Origin of the sequence: Klebsiella sp. 7-CIP_Kleb. (genome assembly GCF_050378655.1) — a bacterium.
In the GTDB taxonomy this organism is placed as follows: Bacteria; Pseudomonadota; Gammaproteobacteria; order Enterobacterales; family Enterobacteriaceae; genus Klebsiella; species Klebsiella quasipneumoniae.
The window spans coordinates 272124-285687 of sequence record NZ_JBNRLJ010000004.1 but is presented as its reverse complement, the minus strand read 5'-3'; the positions used below and the strand labels follow the sequence as shown (position 1 = coordinate 285687).

Annotated in this window: 14 protein-coding genes; 7 read left to right on the top strand and 7 right to left on the bottom strand. The window is 55.8% G+C overall.

Features of this window, described 5'->3' with window-relative positions; genetic code table 11:
* The 3 genes from ACQUTI_RS16835 (at nucleotide 1) to ACQUTI_RS16825 (ending at nucleotide 3192) form a co-directional block, all read left to right on the top strand.
* The gene (locus ACQUTI_RS16835; RefSeq protein WP_094311800.1) at nucleotides 1–1062 is read left to right on the top strand and encodes an SIS domain-containing protein; all 1062 of its coding nucleotides are present in this window, start codon (nucleotides 1–3) and stop codon (nucleotides 1060–1062) included.
* A gap of 17 nt (nucleotides 1063–1079) precedes the next feature.
* On the top strand, nucleotides 1080–2090 hold the full coding sequence (locus ACQUTI_RS16830) for an SIS domain-containing protein (protein WP_004886453.1): 1011 nt from the start codon (nucleotides 1080–1082) through the stop codon (nucleotides 2088–2090).
* Nucleotides 2091–2223: 133 nt separating this feature from the next.
* Nucleotides 2224–3192, top strand: coding sequence for an Rpn family recombination-promoting nuclease/putative transposase (locus tag ACQUTI_RS16825; RefSeq protein WP_162994611.1), 969 nt, complete (start codon nucleotides 2224–2226; stop codon nucleotides 3190–3192).
* Between the two features lie 54 nt (nucleotides 3193–3246).
* Here ACQUTI_RS16825 and opgB read toward each other — a convergent pair whose 3' ends face one another.
* From opgB to ACQUTI_RS16795, 6 genes are all read right to left on the bottom strand, one after another.
* The gene (gene opgB, locus ACQUTI_RS16820) at nucleotides 3247–5538 is read right to left on the bottom strand and encodes a phosphatidylglycerol--membrane-oligosaccharide glycerophosphotransferase (protein ID WP_004886458.1); all 2292 of its coding nucleotides are present in this window, start codon (nucleotides 5536–5538) and stop codon (nucleotides 3247–3249) included.
* A gap of 257 nt (nucleotides 5539–5795) precedes the next feature.
* Nucleotides 5796–6290 carry a DUF2501 domain-containing protein gene (locus tag ACQUTI_RS16815; protein WP_428923323.1) on the bottom strand — a complete coding sequence of 165 codons (495 nt, stop codon included), beginning with the start codon at nucleotides 6288–6290 and terminating at the stop codon, nucleotides 5796–5798.
* 65 nt (nucleotides 6291–6355) lie between these two features.
* Complete coding sequence (gene dnaC, locus ACQUTI_RS16810) at nucleotides 6356–7093, bottom strand: DNA replication protein DnaC (RefSeq protein WP_025999144.1); 738 nt, start codon at nucleotides 7091–7093, stop codon at nucleotides 6356–6358.
* Between the two features lie 2 nt (nucleotides 7094–7095).
* Nucleotides 7096–7635, bottom strand: coding sequence for a primosomal protein DnaT (gene dnaT / locus ACQUTI_RS16805; RefSeq protein ID WP_017899103.1), 540 nt, complete (start codon nucleotides 7633–7635; stop codon nucleotides 7096–7098).
* 102 nt (nucleotides 7636–7737) lie between these two features.
* Nucleotides 7738–8211 carry a threonine/serine exporter gene (locus ACQUTI_RS16800; protein WP_032455516.1) on the bottom strand — a complete coding sequence of 158 codons (474 nt, stop codon included), beginning with the start codon at nucleotides 8209–8211 and terminating at the stop codon, nucleotides 7738–7740.
* Nucleotides 8202–8978 (bottom strand): threonine/serine ThrE exporter family protein, encoded by a 777-nt coding sequence (locus tag ACQUTI_RS16795; RefSeq protein WP_017899102.1) that lies wholly within the window; start codon nucleotides 8976–8978, stop codon nucleotides 8202–8204. Before ACQUTI_RS16795 ends, ACQUTI_RS16800 begins: the two co-directional genes overlap by 10 nt.
* A gap of 279 nt (nucleotides 8979–9257) precedes the next feature.
* Here ACQUTI_RS16795 and pobA point away from each other — a divergent pair, with 279 nt between their 5' ends.
* From pobA to bglJ, 4 genes are all read left to right on the top strand, one after another.
* Complete coding sequence (pobA, locus tag ACQUTI_RS16790) at nucleotides 9258–10442, top strand: 4-hydroxybenzoate 3-monooxygenase (RefSeq protein ID WP_004886477.1); 1185 nt, start codon at nucleotides 9258–9260, stop codon at nucleotides 10440–10442.
* Between the two features lie 16 nt (nucleotides 10443–10458).
* Entirely contained in the window at nucleotides 10459–11340 is an 882-nt protein-coding gene (locus tag ACQUTI_RS16785; protein WP_048322929.1) for a helix-turn-helix domain-containing protein, read from the top strand.
* A gap of 264 nt (nucleotides 11341–11604) precedes the next feature.
* Entirely contained in the window at nucleotides 11605–12327 is a 723-nt protein-coding gene (locus tag ACQUTI_RS16780) for a helix-turn-helix transcriptional regulator (RefSeq protein WP_004886484.1), read from the top strand.
* Complete coding sequence (gene bglJ, locus ACQUTI_RS16775; protein WP_023319687.1) at nucleotides 12288–12962, top strand: DNA-binding transcriptional activator BglJ; 675 nt, start codon at nucleotides 12288–12290, stop codon at nucleotides 12960–12962. Before ACQUTI_RS16780 ends, bglJ begins: the two co-directional genes overlap by 40 nt.
* Before the next feature lie 5 nt (nucleotides 12963–12967).
* On the opposite strand, the gene ACQUTI_RS16770 is transcribed toward bglJ, so the two are convergent.
* The gene (locus ACQUTI_RS16770) at nucleotides 12968–13426 is read right to left on the bottom strand and encodes a YbaK/EbsC family protein (protein WP_004886490.1); all 459 of its coding nucleotides are present in this window, start codon (nucleotides 13424–13426) and stop codon (nucleotides 12968–12970) included.
* Between the last annotated feature and the right edge of the window lie 138 nt (nucleotides 13427–13564).

The window sequence follows — 13564 nt, the reverse complement described above, 5'->3', positions numbered from 1 at the left end:
ATGCAACCAACAATGATGACCTATATCAGCGAAGAGCCGGCCTGTCTGGCGCAGATCCTGCGCGACTACCGGCAAAAGCTGGCGGCGATTGAGACCTTTGCCCGCCAGCACCCGGTACGCCGTATTTTGCTGCTGGCGACCGGATCGTCGCTGAACGCCGCGCTGTGCGCGCGCTATTTCTTTGAACAACGCTTCGGCGTGCTGGTTGACATTAAAGAGCCGTACAACTTTACCCATTACGAAGCTATCGACCCGCATACCGATCTGGTGGTGGCGATTTCACAGAGCGGAAAAAGCGCGTCGACGCTGGAGGCGATGCGTAAGGTACAGGCCTCAGGACTGCCGGTATTTTCCCTGACCTCCGACCCGCAAAGCCCGATAGCCCGCGCTTGCGATGGCGTTCTCGATATCAATACCGGGATCGAGAGCGTAGGGTTTGTCACCCGCGGCTTTAGCGCGACAGTGCTGAATCTGCTGCTGATGGCGCTGATGATTGCCCGCAGCCAGGGGAAGGCCAGCGAAGTCGAGGAGCAGCACTATCTTGCCGAATTCCAGCGGCTGGCGGCGGCGATCCCGGAAGTTACCGCCCGCACCGCATGTTTTATCGACAAGCATAGCGAAGCGCTGCGGGGAGGTGAGCGCTTTGTCGCTACCGGCTACGGCGCGCTGGTTGGCGTGGCGAAAGAGTTCGAAACCAAATTTACCGAGACGGTGCGCGTGCCTTCCAGCGGCTTTGAGCTGGAAGCCTATATGCACGGCCCCTATCTGGAAGCCAATGCCCGCCATGTGATGCTGTTTATTGAAGATACGCCGGACGGGCGAACCCGGGCGCTGCGCGACTATATGGCGCCGTCCATTGCCCGGGCCTTTACCCTGACGCTGGGCGACGAAGAGGATGAACAAACGCTGGCGCTTAACTGCCCGTGCGAGCATCACCTGGCACCGCTGTTGCTGATTGTCCCAGTGCAGATGCTCGCCTGGCATACCGCAGGACTGAAAGGCATCGATCTGGCTAAACGTATTTTCGACGATTTTGACCGCGTCTTAAAAAGTAAAATCTGATTATTCAGGAGAAAACTATGTTGGGTTTTAATCAGGACGAGTACCTGACCAGTGCTCGCGAGATCATCGCTGCGCGTAAACAGGCTGAAACCGTGGCCGACGCTATTTATGACAGCGGCTGCAGCGCATTATTTTTTGCCTCGGTTGGCGGTTCCCTGGCCCCGATGATGGCTATTAATGAGTTTGCCAAAGAATTAACCAGCGTGCCGGTTTATCTTGAGCAGGCGGCGGAATTAATTCATCGCGGGCATAAAAAATTAAATAAAGAGGCGGTTGTTGTCACGCTCTCTAAATCCGGCGATACCAAAGAGTCGGTGGCCATTGCTGAATGGTGCAAGGCGCAGGGGATACGCGTGGTAGCCATTACCCGTCATGCCGATTCGCCATTGGCTGCCGCCGCCAGCTGGCATATTCCGATGTGCCACAAGAACGGCGTGGAATATGAATATATGCTGCTGTACTGGTTATTCTTCCGCGTCATTTATCGTCATGGTGAGTTTGCTGAATATGCGCGTTTTGCCAGCCAGCTGGAATTGCTGCCGGAAAATCTGCTAGAGGCCAAGCGCCAGTTCGATCCTCAGGCGGACAGCATTGCCGCGCAATACCATGACAGCGACTATATGATGTGGATTGGCGGCGCGGAAATGTGGGGTGAGGTCTACCTGTTCTCGATGTGTATTCTCGAAGAGATGCAGTGGAAGCGGACGAAGTCGGTAAGCTCGGCTGAATTTTTCCACGGCACCCTGGAGCTGCTGGAAAAAGAGGTCCCGTTGTTTCTGGTGAAGGGCGAGGGGAAATGCCGGGCGCTGGACGAGCGCGTCGAACGCTTTGCCGAAAAGATAACTGACCATCTGGTGGTGATCGACCCACGCGACTATCCGCTGAACGGCATTGATGATGCGTTCCGCTGGATTATGGCGCCGTGCGTGGTGTCCACTCTGCTGGTGGACCGGCTGGCGGCCCACTTTGAGCACCATACCGGCCACGACCTGAATATCCGCCGTTATTACCGGCAGTTTGATTACTAAATCTTGCCCATGGCGGCCAGTCAGACTGGCCGCTCCGCTATTCTCCGAGGCGCTTCCCAGAAAATCATCGTCAAATCCAGCCGGGTAAAAACCGGTGGTAGAGTCCGGCTTTCCTTCTCTTTCAGGCAAGCGGATGGCCATGAAAAAACGGATGACCTCAACGCCGCATGATGCGGTCTTTAAACGATTTCTTCGCCACCCGGAGACGGCGAATGATTTCCTCATGCTCTATCTTCCCGAAGCGATCCGCCAGCGGTGCGATTTCGCTACCCTGAGGCTGCAATCGGCGAGTTTTATCGATGAGGATCTGCGCGCCTGGTATTCGGACGTGCTGTGGTCGGTGCGGACCACCTGCGGGGCGGGATATATTTACGTGGTGATAGAGCATCAGAGCTCGCCGGACAACCATATGGCTTTTCGTCTGATGCGCTATGCGATTGCCGCGATGCAGCGACACCTCGACGCTGGGCACAAAACGCTGCCGCTGGTGGTGCCGATGCTGTTTTATCACGGCGCAACCAGTCCGTATCCTTTTTCCCTCAACTGGCTGGATGAATTTGCCGACCCGCAGCTGGCGAAGAGGCTGTACGGCAGTCAGTTTCCATTGATCGACGTCACGGTCATGCCGGACGATGAAATCGTGCAGCATCGGCGGGTCGCCCTGCTGGAGCTGATGCAAAAGCATATTCGCCAGCGCGATCTCAGCGACATAACGGAGTCGTTGGCGGCCGTGGTGATGCTGGGATACACTAGCCCCCGGCAGTTGAGAATGCTGTTTCACTATATGCTGCAGTACGGTAACACGGCCGAGCCGGGCGTGTTTCTCCGCCGGCTGGCCCGCCGTCTGCCACAGTATGAGGAGACATTGATGTCTATCGCGCAAAAGCTTAAGCAGGAAGGTCGACAGGAAGGTCGGCATGAGGGCCGACAGGAAGGGCGCCTTGAGGGCTTACAGGAAGGGCGCCTTGAGGGCTTACAGGAAGGGAGCCGGCGTGAGGCGCTGCGCATTGCCGGCAGCATGTTACAGAATGGCCTCGACAAAGAGACGGTACAGAAGATTACCGGACTGTCGGCTGACGAGCTCAAGCCGCTGTATTGCTAACACCCCGCCACCCAAACCGTTGCCCGGCGCCAAAACCCGCCGGGCAAGGTGGCTTTAACCTTCGCTTTTCACCACTTTGATCTCCACCATACCGATCCCCAGCTGACGCGGGGAGTGGCCGAGGATATTGCCCTCGTTGGTGGACTGCGGGTCCGGCGGAGTGATGGTCAGCGTGTTGCTGCGCGTCGGGTTGTCGAAATGCAGCGTCGTGGTGGTCACATCATTGACCAGAGTAAGCACTTGCTCACTTTGACCAACCCGCACCGGGATCGGCTTATTGGCATTGGGACCGTAGGCTTTGGCGGTGATCACCAGATCAAATTTCTCCGGCAGCGGCTCTTTATATTCAATCTTCACGTCGCTGCCCAGCTGGGCATTGGACCACCGACCCCAGGACTCGGGGCGCGAAATGCCGCTAAACTGTTTCACCTCTTCCGGCGCGCCGGCAACGTTAAACACGAAGCTGTCGGCCTTATAGCGAATATCGTTGTCGACAACTTTCAGCGTATCGACGTTGCCCTTATAGCGCTCCATATCGATAAGGGTGTCCCTGAAGGCGGTCTTGCCTTTCCACTGTGGCTTATCAACGTGCTGAACCTTCTGCTCACCCCCGAGCTGGCCCTGCGAGACGCACCAGTCGGTGGAGAGCGCCAGCTCAGGAGACCACAGCTGGCCCATTTTATAGCAGCGATCGACCCACACGAAATTATCCCGCGGTGCGAAATCGGCCAGCTGGAAGCGCAGCGGCGCCGAGTATTCGCTCTCCGGCAGCGGTTCAACGCGCTGATCCGACACCCGGAGCAGCAGCGGCAGACGGAAATGGCTGCCGGAGAAGGCGATCATGTTCTTCTGCGAGTCGATGGTGAAGTTTTTAATCTCTTTCGGGAAGTTCCACAGGCGGATCACGTCGGGTTTCCAGGCCAGGATCTTCTCTTTCATATTGATGAAAATACCGGAGAGCGACTGGCCAGAGAGACTGCTGCGCCCGAGGCCGATATAGTTATCGCCACCGAGAATATCCAGCACCGTCGCACCGTTATCCATGGTGTTGCGTTTCACTGCCAGGGTCTCCTGCTGCGGCCGATCGCCGCGCAGGACAAAGAACAAATTGCTGCGATCGTGCTTGTTGAGGTAATCCCAGGCGCTGTTCTTCATGGCCAGGTGGTCGGAAGAGACCACGATGACCGTGTTTTTGAAATAGGGAGAGGCTTTGATCTTCTCGATTAGCGCGGCGATATGTTCCTGGCTGCAGCTAACGGCGCTAAAGGAGAGGTTTTTCTTACCGTCCACGTCATAGCGTTTACGCTCGCAGGTGCGCGAAATAAAGCCGTCGGGATGGTGGGTGTCCACCGTCAGGGCGAACAGCGAAAAGCGTTTTCCGGACTGCGACAGCTCTTCGAATTTTTTCCACGTCTCCTCAAGTACCGTGTCGTCATAGAAGCCCCAGTCGTTGCGGTAGGCGGGATCCGCTACCGTGGTTTTGAGCTCTTCCGCCCCGAACAGGTGATCGAAGCCGTGGGACTTGAGAAAGACGTCTTTGCCGGCAAAGCGCAGGTTAGCTCCCTGCACAAAATAGTTTTCGTAACCGGAGTTTTTCAGGATATCGCCAAGGCAGATATTCTGCGGAAAGAAGCTGGATACGGAGGCCGAAGCGTTGCCTTCAAACGGTGCAAACAGCGGAATGCCGCACTGTGACGCGACCATGCCGGCGATGGTGTAATCGGTCCCCGGCAGCTGCATGGTATTGCTGAAATCAATGCCCTCATCTTTAATTCTGCCAAGCTCAGGGGTGAGGTTGGGGAACGCATCGTTATCAAAATAGGTGCGCTCAAGGCTTTCGCCATAGATATAGACCAGATTCAGCTGCGGATTGTCGATACGCTTCGACGGTTCTTTGTAGTACGCGGCAAAGTCCGGGTCTCCTTCCCGTGATTGCGATTTCACCAGCTCGCTGATTTGATGGAAGGCCGGGCTGGCGTCGACCGAGGCCAGCGCCAGCAGCAGCGCCGCCAGGCTGTAGCCGACGTGATGAGGATGATGCCGACGGCGGCGCAGCACCCACCCCAGGGCGCCAAAAACGGCAACCAGCGCGACGGCCACGCCGACGCCCGGCAGAATGTATTTGCCGATCCCGGCGCCGGTCAGGCTGTTGGTCAGAGTGTAGAGTACCGCGTCGTTGATGCCGTCGCCGGTAAAGTAGTCGCTGGCGTAGAGGGTGATATTCAGCACCACGAACAGGCCTAACACCGTGAGCGTGGCGGCAAACCACCAGGTGTTACGACCCGCTTTCCAGGCATAAAGCACCACCGAAGCTAAAAATAAGGCGATGGATAACAACTCTGACACAGCTCATCCTCATTAACGCCAGTTATCGGCTGGCAGAACAGATTACTTTTCAAGCCACACTGTAATTGCAGCGCCATCTTGCTGCAATTCTAGCGTCATGAAAGTGTGCAGTTATTCAGAATTGGTTTAGAAGTTGCCTTTTTTGATCGGCGTCGCAGCCGGCGTGGCGGGGAAGCGCAAGGAGAAAAAGGAGAAAAAAGCCGTTTCAGGCCGCGCTGCCGTCGCGAAGGCGACAAACGCGGCATTAGCAGTACGTATCAGGAGAGGAAGTTAACGCCCTGTTTTAAGACCAGATCGCAGGCTTTGGTTTTCACCTGTTTCGCCAACGAGCTGTTGCCAAGCGTATTCAGGTCCAGCTGCTGGCCGTTATTACTGTTGAGCAACCCCTGCAGGCCATCGAGATAGTTGATGTCTTGTTTCTGTTTTTCCGGCGTGCTGAGTCCTAGTTTATCCAGCACCTGGTTTTTGACGTTATCGGCGCTGGTCACGGAGGCCAGCTTCTGTTGCGCGCAATATGACAAGATCCCGGCCGCATTATTCATGCTGCTGGCGGTCAGCGACTGGCTGCTGCCACTGAGCAGGCTGGTTAGCGAGGAGACGGACATGCCGCCGCTGCCAGCCTGGGTGCTGCCGCCGCTGAGCTGGCTGGCGGCGCTGTTGAGAGAATCCTGCCAGGAGGCAGCGTGGGCCCCGGAGAGGGTAAATGCGCTGAGGGTAAGCGCGGCAAGTAAGCCATTTTTTAACGATTTCATAGACGGACTCATAAGCGTGACTGAAGAATCACTTTAGTATAACGCCGCCGTTGTCCGGAAATCTCTTAATACTCCTTGCCGGTGACGCGGTGCCGGTAACTTTCCCAGTTGAAGATAACCCACAGGCTGTTGCCCAGGCGCATACGGTCCATCACCCGTTCGCCGAGCAGCTTATTCATCTCTTCCATATTACTGTTGGTTAGCATACCGGTAGGCCGTTTGGAGGAAGAGCGGCGGTCAACTATCTGATTGATAATGACCTTTTCATAGCGAGACTCCGTCTGCATACCAATTTCATCAATCACCAGAAGATCGACCTTGCTGAGATCGCTCAGTAATTGCTCTTCGCTCGTCTCCCGATTGCCGAAGGTATCTTTCATGGCTGACATAATATCAGCCACGGTGATAATTAAGACCGATTTCCCGCGCAGCAGCAGTTCGTTGCAGATAGCAGCCGCGAGGTGGTTTTTACCGGTGCCCGGTTTGCCGGAGAAGATAAAGCTGGCGATATTGCCATCAAACTCCTCCACGTACTGACGCGCCCGGGCGAGGGCGTTCATCTGCCCCTCGCACTCGACGCGATAGTTATCAAAGGAGCAGTTCTGATGCAGCGGGCGGATCCCCGAGCGGTTAAAGGTGCGCTGCATTTTCATCGCGCGGTTCTCCCGCTCCAGCGCTTCGGAACGCAGCTTGCCTTGCTCTTTTTGCCAGGCCAGCAGCTCTTCGCCGGTTTTAAACGCCGGTTCGATATGAGCCGGCATCATTTTCTGCAGGCGCTTCATCAGATCGCCAACGTTTTTCATGCTCATCCTCGGAAACCTCGCGGAATATGACTGTCGGGTTCGCTCACGCTGTTCACATCGCGCTTCGGCTGCCCGCCGTTGCTGGCGCGGCTGATTTGCACGCTGCGAGCCAGTTTCTGCTGCCATTGCACGTGGTGAAACACTTTACCTTCCGCCTGCCAGTAAGCGACGAAAGCGGCCAGCTCTTCCGGGGTGACCGGCTGGCTCAGGGCGATGCCCCACAGCGCGGCCAGACGCTGAAAGTCGGCGTCCGGCTGCCAGGCCGCATACATGGCAAATTTGCCCATCGGCACCGCAACGGGCGCCGCCGCGGGCTCGTCGAAAAACTGCGGGTCAAGCGCGATGTCGCTGCCGGGGCGCGCCAGCCTGGCTTCCAGTTCCAGCAGCTGCGCCAGCCGGTCTGGGGTCAGCGCATAGAACGCCGGGGCGTTGTTGGCAAAAACGGCGACAGTGCCGTCAGTCGATTTCGCCAGCAGCGCCGCGTGCTGCTGGAGGAACTCTTCCAGGCCGCTAAAATGGGAGGTTAAAATTCGCGAAGACATAACTCTATCTCAACTCTGAACTGCAAAGAGTGGGGTGATCTGCACATAGTAGCACAGAGCCCGTCGCGGAAGGAGCGTCGCGGCTTTACCGCGACGCCGGGGTTAGACGCGAGGGCGCTTACGATACAGCCACAGACCGGGTATCGACAGGCCGATGGAGAGGGCGCCCACGATTGAAGAGGCCTTTAAAAAATTGCTCAGCAGCAAAATCATCATCTCTTCAGAATAGCCAAAATGACTGATTTTTACCGCGGAGATCATCGCAGTGTAAGCGGAAATACCGGGAAACATCGGGATCACGGCGGCAACGGTAAAAATCTTCGGATGCGCCAGATACCAGCGCGACCACTGGATACCGATGCAGCCCACCAGCAGGGCGGCGAGGAACGTGGCCCATTCAATGTTAAAACCGGCGCTCATCATGACCATGCGCGAACCGTGGCCGATGGCCCCCAGCAGCGCGCACCAGCGCAGGGCGCGCCGCGGGACATTAAAGACCATCGCAAACCCGACGGCAGGGATCGCCGCCAGCAGCATGTCTTCCGCCAGCGCGAAAATAAACGAAATTATGCCCATCCCCGCAGCCCCCATACGGTCATTGCCATCACTACGCCAATGCAGGTGGCAAGGGTTAACAGGCTGGCGATCGCCCAGCGGGCGAGGCCGGTATTAATATGCCCTTTAAACATATCGGCGACGGCGTTGATCAGCGGAAAGCCCGGGACCAGCAGCAGGACGCTGGCGGCCATGGCAATGGTCGGGGTGCTGGCAAAGGTAGGGAGGCGCAGCAGCAGCCCGGAGATCGTGGTGGCCACAAAGGCGGTGATGCAGAAGTTGATCTGCGGATGCATGGAACGGTGGGTCAGCACCTGGCGAATGTACATGGCCACCGTGCTGGCGCAGAAGCTGACCAGCGCTCCATCCCAGCCGCCGTTATTCAGTTTACAGAAACAAGCGCAGGAGAGGCCCACCATGATCACCAGCAACCAGCGGGGATAGCGCAGGGGCCTAATCTGCGCGAAGCGCTTCTCGACGTCGCGATAGTCCAGCAGCTTATGCTCGGCGAGGATCACGATATGCTGCACTTCCGTCACCACATGCATATTAATGCCGCGGTCGACATTTTTACGCGTGGAGGTAAGACATTCGCCATTCTTAATGGTGGTCAGGACGATAGCGTTGGAGGAGATGGCGCTTTCGACGCTGTCCATCCCCAGCGCCAGCCCGAGACGCGTTGAAAGCTCTTCCACCAACGCGCTTTCGGCGCCGTGCTGTAACAAAAAAAGACCACACTGGATGCATAATCGTGTGATTGCCCGCTGCTGTGCCCGATCAACCTGCATATTTCCTCTGCTGTCCGCGACGCCTGGTATCTGCCGATACTTTAACCTGAAGCGCCTGGGCGGCTGAGGGGGGTGGGATCAAATAATGTGCAAAAATTTCCCGCCCGCCGGAGGGGCAGAATTTGAAGCTTCCCACACTTTTGCCAGTTTGGTGAAAAGTGCAATTTTTGTCGCCATTCATCCCTTCTTTTTCCCGTCTGACTTATCAAAAATGCAGGAAAGCACTTTTATTAAACAAAAATATACAAATAATTAACCCTGCAAAAGTGAGACAATCCTATGAAAACACAGGTCGCGATTATTGGCGCTGGCCCTTCCGGGCTGCTGCTGGGGCAGCTCCTGCACAACGCCGGCATCCACACGGTCATTCTTGAGCGTCAAACGCCGCAGTATGTGCTGGGGCGCATCCGCGCGGGAATTCTGGAAAGCGGTACCGTCGATCTGCTTCGCGAAGCGGGCGTGGCGCAGCGAATGGACGTCGAAGGCCTGGTGCATCATGGGGTGGAGTTTCTCTTTGACGGCCAGCGGGTGCCCGTCTCACTGAGCGAGCTGACCGACGGCAAGAGCGTGATGGTTTACGGCCAGACTGAAGTGACCCGCGATCTGATGGCTGCCCGGGCCGCCAGCGACGCGCCGATCGTGTACGGCGTGAGCGAAGTGACTATCCATGACGCGAAAAGCGACCGGCCGACGATCACCTATCTTAGCGAAGGTGAATTCTGCCGCCTGGAGTGTGACTTTATCGCCGGTTGTGACGGGTTCCATGGCGTGTCGCGGCAAAGTATTCCCGCTGACATCCTCAAAACTTACGAGAGCGTCTGGCCGTTCGGCTGGTTAGGCCTGTTGGCGGATACGCCGCCGGTCAATCCGGAGCTGATCTATGCGCATCATCAGCGGGGATTCGTTTTATGTAGTCAGCGCTCACTTACTCGCAGCCGCTACTATTTGCAGGTTCCGCTGAGCGATAAAGTGGAAGACTGGTCGGACGAACGCTTCTGGCAGGAGTTGAAATGCCGATTGCCGGCGGATCTGTCATCAAAGTTAGTGACTGGTCACTCACTTGAGAAAAGCATCGCTCCCTTGCGCAGCTTCGTCGTAGAGCCGATGCAATATGGGCGATTGTTTCTGGTGGGGGATGCCGCGCATATCGTACCGCCGACCGGCGCTAAAGGGTTGAACCTGGCGGCATCGGACGTGAACTATCTGTGGCGGATCCTTCGCGAATACTACCATCATGGCCGGAGCGATCTGCTCGCGACCTATTCGCGACTAGCGCTGGATCGGGTCTGGAAAGGGGAACGCTTTAGCTGGTTCATGACCCGCCTGCTGCACGATTTCCCGCAGCAGAGCGAATTCGACGCCAAAATGCAGGCGGCCGATCGCCGCTACTATCTGGGCTCGCGCGCCGGGCTGACCACCATCGCGGAAAACTACGTGGGCCTGCCCATGGAGCGCGTCGTCTGACTGAACAGGAGTAACTATGTCGCCCGTCCAAACTGTTCCGGTATTTAAGCTCTATGGCGAGGAGCGCGGCTGGCCGACGCCGGACCTGCTGCACTGCGAATCGATTTTGCAGCGCAGCAGCCTGTATCAGTGGCATATTCGCGTCCACCAGCACGCCGAAATGGTCCAGCTCCTCTATCTGCACAAAGGTCGGGCGGAGATCGAAATTGAAGGTACCACCGCGGTGATGACGGAATCCTGCATCCAGGTGGTGCCCGCCCTCTGCATTCATGGCTTTCATTTTTCACCCGGGACGAACGGATTTGTGCTCTCCCTGGCGCTGCCGCTGCTGAGCCGCTTTGAAAATCAGTTCGGCCGGCCGCTGGATGTGCTTAGCGTAGCGCAGTGTCTGCCGGTGGGGCGTTCCCGGGGGCGTATGCATACGCTGTTTTCAGCGCTTCGCGAGGAGTACAGTGCCGATCATGACGCACGGGAAATGATGCTTTATTCGCTGCTGGGAACGCTGCTGGTCTGGCTGAACCGGCAGTGCCGCCCCGCACCGCCCGCGGAAGACAAAGCGGAGCGAAAGCGCAGTATGATGCGTCATTTTTCCCGGCTTATTGAGAGCCACTACCGGCAGCATCTCCCGCTGGCGGAGTATGCGAAGTTGATTGGGCTGTCGGTCACGCATTTAAACTATTTATGTCGCGAGTTCTATGGCTGTAGCGCTCTCGGGGTACTGCATCAGCGACTGATGCTTGAGGCGCGGCGTAACCTGCAGTACACTCGCATGACGGTAACGCAACTGTCTGATTATTTGGGTTTTAGCGACGCCGCCTATTTTTCTCGCTTTTTCCGCCGCTACAGTGGTATGTCGCCTAAAGCATTTAGAGAAGCAATTAAAGAGAATGCTTCATAATTTTCAAGCCTGAAATTATTTTTGCTAAATAATAGTTTTATCTTTTCTAATTTATTAGCGCAGAGGCGTCTGTGCTAATATTCATCGCAAGTATACACAGGAATAATATTTACGCGGTATGACCACGGTTCGGTCATTCAGTATATCGTGTACGCGGGCCATGAATATGCTTTTAATATTCATCCAGTAAATGGTATGGCGATCGAGTCACTCGCCGAACGTTTACGGGCAAGCGAAGGAACTTCGACAGGAAGCGGAGGTGTTATGTTACCAGGACAAGGTAAGTTTGGCGTCGTTATTAGTAAAATCCCCGTCATGCAGTCAGGGTTAAAGGTGATCTTCAATGAGAACCTCCCGGATTACGAACTCAGTTTTTGTCGCTCTCATGATGAGCTCACCCTTTTACAACTGCGGCGGGCGGTGCTGGTTGTCGCGGATATCTCCGGCGAGATTGCGCAACCCCGGGCCGTCTGCGAGCGTTATTACTCCCTCATGACCCAGTATCGTGATATTCACTGGGTTTTTATGGTCAGCGACAGCCTCTATCCATTAGCCGTTGAGCTATTAATTCGTCCCGAAAGCTCGCTCATCTCCGAGAGCGAGCCGGTAAACCGGCTGATTGAGGTGATTTGTGCTGGTAGCCGTGCGGCTGAGCAGATTAGCCGTACGCTGTTTACCGGGAATGAGGACAGCGATTTCGCAAGCTACCACTCTGCGGCGATGCTGACCCTGTCAGAGCGAAAAGTTCTGCGCCTTCTGGCGAAGGGATGGGGAATTAACCAGATCGCCGCGCTGTTGAAAAAGAGCAATAAGACGATCAGCGCGCAGAAAAATAGCGCAATGCGTCGCTTATCGCTACGCAGCAACGCTGAAATGTATGCCTGGATCAACAGCGCGCAGGGAATGCAAGAGCTGAATATCAATTCAGCTTACGGGGAGCAAATGGAATGGAAAAAAATAGCACAACCCGTCATGTCGCCATCGTAGAAAAATGTGTGATGACGGAAATGGCCTGGCGCTATATCTTTAGCCGTGAAGATAACAGCCAATACCGCATTCATTTTTTTAAAAATATCAATTTGCTCAGGGCGGTGGAAGCGTCGTTCCCATGGTCAGCAATGATCTTTTCACTTTCAGGGAGTCGTTCGTCCAGAGCCGAGAGCCTGCTTTTTCTTCACGAGATGGCGAGGATCCGACCGGAAGTCCAAACGATTATTCTGGCTAATAATGAAAGCGAAATGCGCCTGATCGGCCATTTAATGCCGTCCTGCCTGCACGGTATATTAAATAAATCTGCGCCGCGACGCGGGTTGCAGGAGCATTTATTACAGCTGCTGGATAATCATTCCCTCGCCGGCAAAGAGCATTTTTGCGGCAGAGAGGCATGCAACGATCCGCTAAGTCCGACGGAGCACGCTATTCTTCGGTATATGTCGTGGGGATATTCGCTTTCGGAAATTGCGGTGCAGCTGAACCGGAACATTAAAACCATCCGCGCGCATAAGTTCAACGCCATGACCAAGCTCGGGGTTCGCTCTGACATTGGTTTATTAAACGCGGCGGATATCTTGCTGCATTTACCGATAAACGGCCCGACCAGCGCCGTTAAACAGGTGGCATAACGCGGCTATATGCATACGTCTACCCATGTTGCGTCGGTGAGCTGCGCCATTCGTTCTGGTTCGATGCGAACGGCGCTGTGAATAGCCCCCGCTGCGGGTAGTACCTCCTGATAGTGCCTGAGCGAGACGTCACAGAAGACGTCCAGCGGATTTTCCAGACCAAACGGGCACACGCCGCCGACCGGATGGCCGGTCCAGGTCACCACCTCATCGCTGCTCAACATACGCGCTTTTGCGCCAAAGGTTTCTTTCAGCTTTTTATTATCCAGCCGCGCATCGCCCCTGGCGACGATCAGTACAATTTTATCTTTGATCTTGAGCGACAGCGTTTTGGCTATTTGTCCCGGCTCAACGTTGTGCGCGGCAGCGGCGAGCGCCACGGTGGCGGTACTCTGGTTTAACTCAATAATTTCGATATCGGGGGCGTGTTCGGCAAAGAACTGCCGTACAGACTGCAGACTCATTGGATTCTCCTGATTTAAGCCTGGTTAAATCTGTCACAAGCCTGGCGGAGTGTAAATATCGGCGCGGACAATCCAGATTCTTTCTATTTTGTCGATCTCCTTCACATTCACCGTAACCGGTTACTGTAACCGGTTGCG

What these genes read in the sequence shown, in the direction of transcription:
- ACQUTI_RS16835 (WP_094311800.1), top strand. Translation starts at nt 1, where the DNA reads ATGCAACCAACAATGATGACCTATATCAGCGAAGAGCCGGCCTGTCTG.
- ACQUTI_RS16830 (WP_004886453.1), top strand. Translation starts at nt 1,080, where the DNA reads ATGTTGGGTTTTAATCAGGACGAGTACCTGACCAGTGCTCGCGAGATC.
- ACQUTI_RS16825 (WP_162994611.1), top strand. Translation starts at nt 2,224, where the DNA reads ATGGCCATGAAAAAACGGATGACCTCAACGCCGCATGATGCGGTCTTT.
- ACQUTI_RS16815 (WP_428923323.1), bottom strand. Translation starts at nt 6,290, where the DNA reads ATGAAATCGTTAAAAAATGGCTTACTTGCCGCGCTTACCCTCAGCGCA.
- dnaC (WP_025999144.1), bottom strand. Translation starts at nt 7,093, where the DNA reads ATGAAAAACGTTGGCGATCTGATGAAGCGCCTGCAGAAAATGATGCCG.
- dnaT (WP_017899103.1), bottom strand. Translation starts at nt 7,635, where the DNA reads ATGTCTTCGCGAATTTTAACCTCCCATTTTAGCGGCCTGGAAGAGTTC.
- ACQUTI_RS16800 (WP_032455516.1), bottom strand. Translation starts at nt 8,211, where the DNA reads ATGGGCATAATTTCGTTTATTTTCGCGCTGGCGGAAGACATGCTGCTG.
- ACQUTI_RS16795 (WP_017899102.1), bottom strand. Translation starts at nt 8,978, where the DNA reads ATGCAGGTTGATCGGGCACAGCAGCGGGCAATCACACGATTATGCATC.
- pobA (WP_004886477.1), top strand. Translation starts at nt 9,258, where the DNA reads ATGAAAACACAGGTCGCGATTATTGGCGCTGGCCCTTCCGGGCTGCTG.
- ACQUTI_RS16785 (WP_048322929.1), top strand. Translation starts at nt 10,459, where the DNA reads ATGTCGCCCGTCCAAACTGTTCCGGTATTTAAGCTCTATGGCGAGGAG.
- ACQUTI_RS16780 (WP_004886484.1), top strand. Translation starts at nt 11,605, where the DNA reads ATGTTACCAGGACAAGGTAAGTTTGGCGTCGTTATTAGTAAAATCCCC.
- bglJ (WP_023319687.1), top strand. Translation starts at nt 12,288, where the DNA reads ATGGAAAAAAATAGCACAACCCGTCATGTCGCCATCGTAGAAAAATGT.
- ACQUTI_RS16770 (WP_004886490.1), bottom strand. Translation starts at nt 13,426, where the DNA reads ATGAGTCTGCAGTCTGTACGGCAGTTCTTTGCCGAACACGCCCCCGAT.